This is a genomic window from Ensifer sp. SSB1 (assembly GCF_016652895.1).
Classification (GTDB): domain Bacteria; phylum Pseudomonadota; class Alphaproteobacteria; order Rhizobiales; family Rhizobiaceae; genus Ensifer.
Genome location: NZ_JAEPRP010000046.1, coordinates 1 through 10,775, shown reverse-complemented (window position 1 = coordinate 10,775; position 10,775 = coordinate 1). Strand labels below are relative to the sequence as shown.

Sequence of the window (10,775 nt, the reverse complement as noted above, 5' to 3'; positions counted from 1 at the left end):
TCGGAATTTCTGGGGCATCATATGGTGCCGGTCGTTCTGGGGCCGAAAGAGCGCGCTTATCTCGTCGACCACCACCACCTCGTTCGCGCCCTTTACGATGAAGGCGTCGCACATGTGCTGACCAGCATCGTGTACGACCTCAGCCATCTCGGCAAGGATGAGTTCTGGTCGGTCATGGACCATCGTCACTGGATGTATCCTTTCGACGCACAGGGCCTGCGACGCTCGCACCACGACTTGCCGAAGACCATCGCCGATCTCGTCGACGATCCCTATCGCTCCCTGGCAGGCGCGCTTCGCCGGGCGGGCGGTTATGCCAAGGACACCACCCCCTATAGCGAGTTCATGTGGGCGAACTTCCTGCGCACGCGGATCGACGCGAAGCTCATCGCCAGCGACATCGGCAAGGCGCTGCATGACGCGCTCGGCCTTGCACATGGCAAATCCGCCAGCTTTTTGCCGGGCTGGTGCGGCGTCTCCGACTGACAGGCAATTTCATCGAGCCGCCCATGGCGATCGCTCCACCAATCGGCAGCAGTCGGAACCGCCCGGAATTTTCCCGGAATCTTCATTGTAGTATTCCGTTAGTACCTACTCGCTCATCAGCCCTGTTAGGCTCCTTCCATTGGTTTTGGGAGGAACACATGACAGCTTCGAAAATTCTGATGATCACCGGCGACTTCACCGAGGACTATGAAACCATGGTCCCGTTTCAGACGCTGCTTGCCTCCGGCTACGCCGTTCATGCCGTTTGCCCCGGCAAGAAGGCAGGAGAAACGGTCGCAACCGCCATCCATGATTTCGAAGGCGACCAGACCTATTCCGAAAAGCGCGGCCACAATTTCGCGCTAAATGCCACCTTCTCCAGTATTCGCGCCGAGGACTATGACGCGCTCGTCATCCCCGGCGGCCGTGCGCCCGAATATCTCCGCCTCAACCCCGACGTCATCAAGGCTGTTCAGCATTTCTTCGAAGCCGGAAAGCCAGTGGCCGCCATCTGCCACGGAGCCCAACTGCTCGCTGCGGCCGGCGTGCTGAAGGGACGCACATGCTCAGCCTATCCCGCCTGCCGCCCGGAAGTCGAACTTGCCGGCGGCACCTACGCCGATATCGCGATTGACGATGCGGTCTCGGACGGCAACCTCGTTACCGCACCTGCATGGCCGGCGCATCCGTCGTGGCTGCGGCAGTTCATGGCTGTGCTCGACGCCTCCGCCCTGCTACAAACGGACGCCGCCTGAGGAAGCGGACAAGGGAGGTCGCGATGTGCGAGTTGTTCATAAAGGCGGACGCGAGGCTCTGGGAAAGCACGACCCGTTCGCTACGCATCGATGGCATGGTGACCAGCGTTCGCCTGGAGAATTTCTTCTGGTCCAAGCTTGAGGAGATCGCACAGCGCGATCGCATGAACGTCACGCAGTTGATCACCAAGCTGCATCATGAATCCATCGATGCCGGCCACGATCTCGGGAACTTCACTTCATTCCTCAGGGTCTGCTGCGCGCGTTATCTCGACCTTCAACTGACCGGAGACATTCCGACAGATGTCAACCAACCGATCGCCGGGCTGAACGCTCCGGCGATCCTCGTTCGCGAGCAGGAAAAGTACCACTGAGCCAGCAGATCTCGACAGCCGAGGGCCGCGAGACACCATCGCACCCTGGCCTGCCCGCCAAAAGCGGCTGAGATCATTGCGGTTCGCCAGCGTTCTCCTGCGAGTGCCAGGCCCGGCTGCGACGCTGCAGGCGGTCGCGTTTTGGACTTTGGCTTGCTGCCGCCCAGCATGACGTGAACGCCGCCGATCGAACCAGGTCTCGCGTTGTCGTGACCGGCAGAGCCGCGCTTGTCGGCCGAGCGCCATCCCTGAAGAGAACAGCCTCCACAGCCGCACTCGGCTCCTCTCATATCGATACGGAAGACTTCCTTTCGGACGATCGGACGCTCTTCAGGCGCAACCCAGCAGCGCTCCAGGCCCTGGGCACAGCCCCGGCCAAACGAAAATCAGACATCCGTCGCTCCAAATCGGCCGTTTCGGCAACTTTCCCGCCCAACTCAAATTTCCGATTCGGCAACTTCCGGAAGAATCCCCACCTAAAACGGGACATTTTCGACAAAAAATGCCATACACGACTGAAATATTCTTGACACAATTCCGTTTCGGAAATTTACTCGGCTCATCAAGGCCGAAATGGAAACGGTGATGACCCAACGCTACCTCGTCGATGATCTGGACCGCGAGATTATTCGCTACCTCACCGAAGACGGGCGCCTTTCGGCGGCCGAAATCGCTGGCCGGATCGGCAGCGCCTCGGAACGCACGATCCGCAACCGTATCGCCGGATTGTTGCAGGCGAAGATGATCGTCATTGGCGCCATTCCTGATCCGGTCGCTCTCGGACGCGATGTCCAGGTTGAACTCCTGATCGAGGTCGAGGCGGGCAAGCAGGAAGAGGTCGCCATCCTGCTCGCCGAATATGACGAGATCGGATACCTCGCCGCCACGAGCGGTACGGCGAATTTGAGCGCGTCGCTCTTCGTCTCTGATCATGCGGCATTGCTCGAATTCATCGATCAAGAGCTGGGCAAATTGCCTGGCGTCAAGCGCGTCACGAGCTCGGTTGTGCTGCGCCTCTACAAGGTATTCGGCACGAGGACGACCGCAATCAGCCGCGGCACGGACCTCGGCAGCAAGAAGAAGGGATAATCCATGCTTCGTATCGGAGTGGATGTCGGCGGAACCAATACGGATGCGGCGCTGCTGCGTGGCCCCGAGGTCCTGGCCACGGTCAAATCCTCGACCACAGCGGACGTGACATCGGGCGTCAGCGCTGCGATCCGCACCGTGCTCGCGGAAGCCGGCGTTTCGGCCGGCGCGGTCAATGCCGTGATGATCGGCACCACGCATTTTCTCAACGCCATCGTCGAGGGCCGTCAGCTTGAAAAGGTTGGCGTTCTCAGGCTTTGCGGTGCGGCGACGCGCTCGCTGCCGCCGATGATCGACTGGCCCGACAGGCTCCGCCCCGTCGTTGACGGCGGCGCAGCCCTGGTCGGGGGCGGCGTCAATTACGATGGCTCGGAAATTGCGCCGCTCGACGATATGGCAATCCGCGCGGCCTGCCGCGACTGGCGCGCTCGCGGCATCTCCGCCATCGCGATCTGCTCGGTCTTCGCCCTTGTCGACCCGAAGATGGAAAACGACGCGGCGGAAATCGTTGCCGAGGAGATGCCGGGCGCGGCAATCAGCCTGTCGCATCGCGTCGGTCGCACCGGCCTCCTGCCGCGCGAAAATGCCACCATCCTCAACGCGAGCCTGCATACGCTCGGGCGTGAGACTGTCGGCGCCTTCCGCTCGGCCTTTGCCGCCCTCGGCCTCACCTGCCCGCTCTTCCTGACGCAGAACGACGGCACGCTGATGGCCGCCGAGTTCGCGGAACGTTATCCGGTCTTCACCATCGCCTCGGGCCCGACCAATTCCATGCGCGGCGCGGCCTTCCTCACCGGGCTTTCCGACGCAGCCGTGATCGACATCGGTGGCACCACCACCGATATCGGCATGCTGGTTGCCGGCTTCCCGCGCACCCGCAGCGAAGGCGCGATGATCGGCGGCGTGCCGACCAATTTCCGCGTGCCGGATGTCTATTCCTTCGGCCTTGGCGGCGGCAGCATCGTACGCCCGGGCCCGTCGGCAACGGTCGGTCCGGATTCGGTTGGCTTCCGCCTACCGGAAAAGGCGCTCTGCTTCGGTGGCGACACGCTGACGGCGACCGATATCGCCGTTGCGGCCGGCCTCGTCGATCTCGGCGACCGCAGCCGTCTCAGCGACATCACGCCGGAACTGGCGCAGCAGTTGCTGGCCCAGATGAAGGCCAGCATCGAGACGGTTCTCGACCGCATGAAACCAAGCGCCGATCCCATTCCCGCCATTCTCGTCGGCGGCGGTTCGGTGCTGGTCGAAGGGCTGCTCGAAGGCACCTCGGTTTCGTTGAAGCCCGATCATTTCGGTTCCGCCAACGCCATCGGCGCGGCGATCGCGCAGGTGTCCGGCGAGGTGGACAGCGTGGTTTCGCTCGAAGGCACCACGCGGGAAATCGCACTGGAATCCATCGTCGCCGAGGCACGGGCGCGGGCCGTCGAGGCGGGCGCTGACGCGGAGACGACCACCCTTGCCGAAATCGAAGAAACGCCGCTGGCTTACCTGCCCGGCAATGCCGTTCGCGTCGCCGCGAAAGTGATTGGGGAGTTGCGGGCATGAAGTATTGGACGCTCAGCGAAGCGGATATCGATCGGATCGCCATCGGCTGCGGCATTCTGGGAACCGGCGGCGGCGGCAGCACCTATCACGGCCTGCTGCGCGCCAAGGCGCTTTTGCGAGAAGGCAAGCGCATTCGCATGGTGCGCCCGGCCGACATGGCGCCGGATGCCCAGATCCTCGGAATCGGCGGCATCGGCGCCCCGACCGTGGGTATCGAAAAGATCCCCGAAGGCAGCGAGGGCGTGCGGCTTCTGCACGCTCTCGAACGGCATCTCGGCCGCAAGGTCGATGCGCTGCTCGGTGATGAGGTTGGCGGCGGCAACGGCATTGCGCCGATGCTGACGGCGGCTATGGTCGACCTGCCCGTCGTCGACGCTGACGGCATGGGCCGCGCCTTCCCGGAAGTGCAGATGACCACCTTCTTCATCCACGGCCAGGCCGTACAGCCCGCGGCTCTCGCCGATGCAGACGGCAACGTGATCGTCGTCACCGACGCGACGACGCCGAAAATGCTGGAAAAGCTGCTGCGCGCCAGCACCATTGCGATGGGATGCACGGCGCTGATGACGACGGCGCCGATGTCCGGTGAATTCGTCCGCCGTTTCGGCGTGCCTCACACCACAAGCCAGGCCTGGAGCCTCGGGGACGCGGTGATGAACGCGCGGGCGGCGAAGGAAGACCCCGTCGACGCCATTTTGAAGCAGTCCGGCGGCGTGCGATTGATGCGCGGCAAGGTCACCGATATCAGCCGCCGCGTCATGGCGGGCTTCACCCGCGGCAAGCTTACCGTTGCAGGGCTCGATGCAGATGCCGGCCGCACGCTCACCGTCGACATCCAGAACGAATATCTGATCGCACGCGAAGGCGAAGAGATCATCACCATGGTGCCGGACCTGATCTGCATCGTGGATTCGGAGACCGGTCGCGCCATCGGCACGGAAGAGCTGCGCTACGGCCTGCGCATCGACATCCTGTCCATGCCGGCTCCGGTGCTGCTGCGCAGTGAGATCGCGCTCGCCTCCGTCGGCCCGCGCGCATTCGGTTACGATTTCGACTTCGTTCCAATGGGCGTCTCCGCCGATGCGCCTGCCGTACCCCATTACAAAGAAGACGCCTAACCGTCCGCCCCTCCAGAACTCGATTGGGAGCCTGACATGAATCGCCGCAATTTCTTGAAAACCGCCGCCCTCACCGCTCTTGCCACAGCCGCCGCGTCGCGCTGGAATTTTGCGATGGCCGAGGGCGCCAGCAGCATCTTCACACTCGCCTATCCGACGAGCTTTCCGGACCTCGACCCGGCTACCTCGTTTTCCAACGACGGTGCGGTGCTCGCCAATGTCTATGAAGGACTGACGCGCTACATCCCCGCGACCGACACGGCCGAAGCCCGGATCGAACCCTTGCTCGCGACCTCCTGGGACGTGAGTGCAGATGGCAAGACCTGGACCTTCACCTTGCGCGACGGTGTAAAGTTCCATGACGGCAGCCCGCTGACATCACAGGCGGTGAAGGGCTCGATCGAACGGACCAAGAAAATCGGCGGCGGTGCTTCGTTCATCTGGAGCCAGGTTTCGTCCATCGAAACGCCCGAGCCACTGAAGGTGGTCTTCGTGCTTTCCGAGCCGCAGCCACTGGACCTCATCGCATCGGCTGGCTTTGCAGCCTGGATCTATGCGCCTTCCTCGCATGACAAGGAGGCTAAGTGGTTCAACGCCGGCAACGATGCAGGAACCGGAGCGTTCAAGATTTCGCGTTACGAGCCCGGCCAGCGCGCCGTACTCGATCGGGCTGAAGGCTATTGGGGCAAGGTGCCGGACGGTGCCTTCCAGACGATCTCCTTCGAGATCGTCGAAGATGCGACGCTCGCCCAGAACATGATCGAGAGTGGCCAGGCCGACTGGACCTACAGCCTTCCCTACGAGAACCTCGAGGCGCTGAAGTCCAATCCCGACCTGAACGTGGTCGTCAATCCGTCCTTCGAAACGCTGTTCGGTCTCTACAACGTCAAGCGCGCACCGCTCGACAAGGTCAAGGTGCGCCAGGCCCTGTCGCTCGCCTTTCCCTATGACGACGTGATCAGCGCGGGAACGAGCGGCTTCGGCACGCGCGCCAAGGGGGTCGTTCCGGCCGGCATCTGGGGTCACGATGCCAATGCGCCGATTCCGAAAACGGATCTCGAAGCTGCGAAGGCCCTTCTTGCCGAGGAAGGCATCGAACCGGGCCTCGAACTGACCATGACCTATTCCACCTCCCAGGCGATCGAAGCGGTGGCAGGCGAACTCTGGAAAGCCAATCTGGAGACGCTCGGGATCACGCTGAAGCTCCAGCCGATGGCGTGGGAGGCACAATGGCAGCTCGGCAAGTCGAACCCCGAGGCGGCGCAGGACATTTTCGTCATGTTCTGGTGGCCGACCTTCGTCACCCCCTACGACTACCTCTTCAATCTGTTCCACAGCGAAGAGAAGCCGAATTTCAATCTCGGCTACTATTCCAACCCCGAGGTGGACGCCAAGATCGACGAGGCGGCAAAGCTCTCGGGCACCGACCGCGCGCGTGCAGAAGCACTGTTCATCGAGGCGCAGCGCAAGGTGATCGAGGACGCGGCGGCCATCTTCATGCTTGACCAGCCCAACGTCCATATCATCCGCGCCGACATCAAGGGTTATGCTGACAATCCGGCCTATGGGCACATCACCTTTGTCAACAATCTGAGCCGGTAGGGCACGCGGGGGGTCTGATGGAACTTCTACGCTACATCCTGCGCCGCACGTTCCTCTCGGCCTTCGTGCTGGTGGGCGTGACCTTCCTGGTCTTCGTGGTGGCACAGGTCGTTCCGTCGGACCCCGCAGCGCTCTATGCGGGCCCGCGTCCCACGGCTGAACAAATCGAAAAGGCGCGTCAGGAACTCAATCTCGACGCGCCCCTTCCGGCCCGTTTCGCGACATTCGCCGGGGCCATGGTTTCCGCCGATTTCGGCATCTCCTACAAGTCCAGGCGCCTGATCGCCGACGACCTCAGGGCCTACCTGCCGGCCACCCTGGAGCTCGCCATCTTTTCGACCGGCCTTGCGCTGCTGATCGGTATCCCGCTCGGCGTCATCGCGGCGGCGCGGCAAGGCGGCTGGGCGGACAGGTTCTGCAGTTTCGGCTCCATCGCCGCCGTTGCCATGCCGACCTTTTTCCTTGCCATGATCCTGCAGCTCATCTTTGCGCAGTGGCTCGGCATCCTCCCGCTCTCCGGGCGACTATCCAGAGAGATCGCAATCGCCGCGCCGCTGCCGATGGTGACCGGTTTCAACCTGATCGATGCATTACTCGCCGGCCGGCTCAATGCTTTCGGCGACGCGCTGACGCACCTGATCTTGCCTGCATTGACGCTCGCGTCCTATCCTGCCGGCGTCGCCATGCGGCTGACGCGCTCAGCCATGATCGAGATCCTCGAGCGCCGACATATCGTTGCCGCCCGCGCGCTCGGGCTCTCCGAACCGCGTATCCTGTTCGGTCATGCGTTGCCGAATGCCATGGGACCGGCACTGACCGTGATCGGTCTCTCCTTCGCCTATGCCCTGACCGGCGCGGTGCTCGTCGAGATCATCTTCGCCTGGCCGGGTCTCGGTCGCTATGTCTCCGAAGCAATCCTTGCCAAGGACTTTCCCGTTATCGCCGCGGTCACCATGGTCGTCACCATCTGCTATGTCGTGATGAACCTCCTGATCGACATCACTCAGGCCCTTGTCGATCCGCGGGTGGCGCTGTCATGAAAAAGCTCACCAAACGCCTCGGCTGGCCCGGCACCCTCGCCCTTGCCATCATCCTCCTCTTCGTGCTCGTCGCGCTCTTGGCGCCGTGGATCGCCCCCTATCCCATCCAGGGTGCCGGCGGCCCGAATGTCGTGGCCAAGCTCTCGCCGCCATCGGCAGATTACTGGCTGGGCACAGACCATCTCGGCCGAGACATCCTCAGCCGTATTGTCTATGGCACCCGGGTCTCGTTGACGAACGGCATACTGATCGTCGCCTTCTCGCTGCTCATCGGCCTGCCGATCGGTCTTGCCGCCGGTTACTTCGGCGGCTGGATCGATGAAGCGCTGATGCGCGGTACCGACGTCTTCCTCGCCTTCCCCGCGCTGCTGCTGGCGGTCCTGATGGCCGCGGCTCTCGGACCCGGCTTCCTGAACAGTGTCATCGCAGTCGCCGTGACATGGTGGCCCTGGTACGCGCGGCTTGCCCGTGCGGAGGTGCTGGTACTGAGGGGGCAACCCTATGTGGAGGCAGCGCAGCTTTCCGGCGTCTCGCATTGGCGCATCATCCTGCGTCATATTCTGCCGGCAACCGGCCGCCCCCTGACGGTGCAGGCAGCCCTTGATGTCGGGCCGGCGCTTCTGACCGCCGCCGCCCTCTCCTTCCTTGGTCTCGGCGTATTGCCGCCGATTGCCGACTGGGGCCAGATGGTCGATGCCGGTCGAAAGTTCTTCCCCGCACGCTGGTGGTATTCGGCCATGCCTGGCCTCACCATCTTCGTCATCGCGCTCGCCTTCAGCGTGCTCGGTGATGCTCTGCGCGACCGCAAGGGAGGGACTGGCCGTGCCTCTGCTTGATATCCGAAACCTGTCAGTCAGCATCCCGACATCAGAAGGCGACGTTCACGCGGTACGTGCGGTCAGCCTTGAGATCGACCGTGGCGAGATCCACGGCGTCATCGGCGAATCCGGCTGCGGCAAGACCATGACCGGGATGGCGGCACTCGGCCTTGCTCCCAAGGGGGCCCGCATCATCGCCGACCGGTTTCATTTCGACGGCGAGGACCTTCGGGAACATGCGGTGCGGCTGCGTGGCCGGCGGATCGGCATGATCGCCCAGGATCCGGCCGCCGCTCTCAATCCGGTCCTCAGTATCGCCAGCCAGTTGGATGATGTAATCCGCGCCCATCGTGACCTGCCGAAGGGGGCGCGACGCGCGGAGGCAGCCGATCTGCTCGCGGCAACCGGTCTGCCCGATCCGGAAAAAGTGCTGCGCAGCTATCCGCACCAGCTTTCGGGCGGCATGCAGCAGCGTGTGGTCATCGCCCAGGCGCTGGCGACCGGTGCAGATTTCCTGATTGCCGACGAACCGACCACAGCGCTCGACGTCTCGGTCGGCGCCCAAGTCCTGGCGCTCCTGCGCAAGTTGGTGAGCGAGCGCGGTCTCACCGTGTTGATGATCACCCACGACATGGACGTGATCGCCGAGGCCTGTGATCGTGCGACCGTGCTCTATGCGGGCCGCTCCGTCGAAACCGGGCCGGTCGATGCGGTGCTGCAGCGCCCCGGCCATCCCTACACCCGCGCCCTGCTCGCGGCACTTCCCGACGCCGCACCGCAAGGGGCGCGGCTTGCCGCCATCGAGGGCTCTATCCCGCCGCCGCGCTCAACGATCGCCGGCTGTGCCTTTGCCGCACGCTGTCCCCAGGCGCTTCGCGAGTGCGCGACCACACCGCCGCCCGAGCGGAGCCGCGCCGCGCACCACTGGCTCTGTCATCTGCCGGAGGACGCCGCATGACCACGCTCCCGATTCTCGACGTCGAGAACCTCTTGATCCGCTACCGCGCCGGCCTCTTTGCCGCCCGGCCAAAGCCCGCGGTCTACGGCGCAAGCTTCCGCCTTGCCAAGGGGGAGACCCTCGGCATCGTCGGAGAGAGCGGCTCCGGCAAGACAAGCCTGCTGCGTGCCATTCTTCGCCTCCTTCCGGTGGAAAGCGGGCAGATACGGCTCGATGGACAGGACTGGCTGGCGTTGAAGGGCAGCGCACTGCGCCGAGAACGCCAGAAGATCGGAGTCGTGCTGCAAAATCCCTTCCTGTCGCTAAGTCCCAGACTGACGATCGCCGAAATTCTCGCCGAGCCGATCCTCGCGCAGGGCGGCCGGCAGAGCCCGACCATTCGGAAGAAAATTGCAGGCCTGCTTTCGGACTGCGGGCTGCCGGCCGACTTCCTCGATCGACGCGCAAGCGAGCTCTCCGGGGGCCAGGCTCAGCGCGTGGCAATCGCCCGCGCCCTGGCGCTGGAGCCGAGCCTTCTCATTCTCGACGAACCGACATCGGCACTCGACGTTTCGGTGCAAGCCCAGATCCTCAATCTGCTCTCGGATTTGAAGGAAAGCCGCGGCCTCTCGATGCTCTTCGTGACCCACAATCTGAAGGTCGTCGCACATGTTTCCGACGCGCTTCTGGTCATGCGGCGCGGTGACGTCATCGAATTCGGCAGAACGAAAGAGGTAATCGAAACGCCGGCCGATCCCTATACGCGTGAACTGCTTTCCTTCGGGCGGCGGGAAAGGTCCGTCGGACGCGAACTCGCTTCAGGTTGACGACGGGCGCACCCATTGAGGCGGCAGAAAAAGCAGAGCGCCTGGGCGGCCGGTGACGAGCCGCTCTCGGAATAACCGACGGCCACCCGCGGGTGACCGTCGGCCCGATCGGCCGAGGCGCCGAACGATGGGTTATTCTGTTACCGTCAACCTGGCATGCATGCCGGCTTCGAAATGTCCC

General features: G+C 63.5%; 11 protein-coding genes. All 11 read left to right on the top strand.

The genetic code is table 11. The annotated features are described in order from the left end of the window. The coding region (locus I8N66_RS13790) for a ParB-like protein (RefSeq protein WP_291154488.1) at positions 1–486 on the top strand (486 nt) is incomplete at its 5' end. A gap of 158 nt (positions 487–644) precedes the next feature. Beyond that, positions 645–1,241, top strand: coding sequence for a DJ-1/PfpI family protein (locus I8N66_RS13785; RefSeq protein ID WP_162768731.1), 597 nt, complete (start codon positions 645–647; stop codon positions 1,239–1,241). A 23-nt stretch (positions 1,242–1,264) separates the two neighbouring features. After that, entirely contained in the window at positions 1,265–1,615 is a 351-nt protein-coding gene (locus tag I8N66_RS13780) for a ribbon-helix-helix domain-containing protein (protein ID WP_113537448.1), read from the top strand. A 585-nt stretch (positions 1,616–2,200) separates the two neighbouring features. Further along, the gene (locus I8N66_RS13775) at positions 2,201–2,704 is read left to right on the top strand and encodes an Lrp/AsnC family transcriptional regulator (RefSeq protein WP_162768732.1); all 504 of its coding nucleotides are present in this window, start codon (positions 2,201–2,203) and stop codon (positions 2,702–2,704) included. 3 nt (positions 2,705–2,707) lie between these two features. Then, positions 2,708–4,252 (top strand): hydantoinase/oxoprolinase family protein, encoded by a 1,545-nt coding sequence (locus I8N66_RS13770; RefSeq protein WP_291154484.1) that lies wholly within the window; start codon positions 2,708–2,710, stop codon positions 4,250–4,252. After that, positions 4,249–5,370 (top strand): DUF917 domain-containing protein, encoded by a 1,122-nt coding sequence (locus I8N66_RS13765; RefSeq protein ID WP_113537451.1) that lies wholly within the window; start codon positions 4,249–4,251, stop codon positions 5,368–5,370. Before I8N66_RS13770 ends, I8N66_RS13765 begins: the two co-directional genes overlap by 4 nt. Positions 5,371–5,406: 36 nt before the next feature. Further along, entirely contained in the window at positions 5,407–6,972 is a 1,566-nt protein-coding gene (locus I8N66_RS13760; RefSeq protein ID WP_291154480.1) for an ABC transporter substrate-binding protein, read from the top strand. A 17-nt stretch (positions 6,973–6,989) separates the two neighbouring features. Beyond that, a complete protein-coding gene (locus I8N66_RS13755; protein WP_291154479.1) occupies positions 6,990–8,012 on the top strand; it encodes an ABC transporter permease in 1,023 nt (340 codons plus the stop codon). Beyond that, on the top strand, positions 8,009–8,848 hold the full coding sequence (locus I8N66_RS13750; RefSeq protein WP_291154478.1) for an ABC transporter permease: 840 nt from the start codon (positions 8,009–8,011) through the stop codon (positions 8,846–8,848). Before I8N66_RS13755 ends, I8N66_RS13750 begins: the two co-directional genes overlap by 4 nt. After that, entirely contained in the window at positions 8,835–9,788 is a 954-nt protein-coding gene (locus tag I8N66_RS13745; protein WP_291154477.1) for an ABC transporter ATP-binding protein, read from the top strand. Before I8N66_RS13750 ends, I8N66_RS13745 begins: the two co-directional genes overlap by 14 nt. Continuing rightward, complete coding sequence (locus I8N66_RS13740) at positions 9,785–10,594, top strand: ABC transporter ATP-binding protein (RefSeq protein WP_291154476.1); 810 nt, start codon at positions 9,785–9,787, stop codon at positions 10,592–10,594. Before I8N66_RS13745 ends, I8N66_RS13740 begins: the two co-directional genes overlap by 4 nt. Positions 10,595–10,775: the final 181 nt, after the last annotated feature.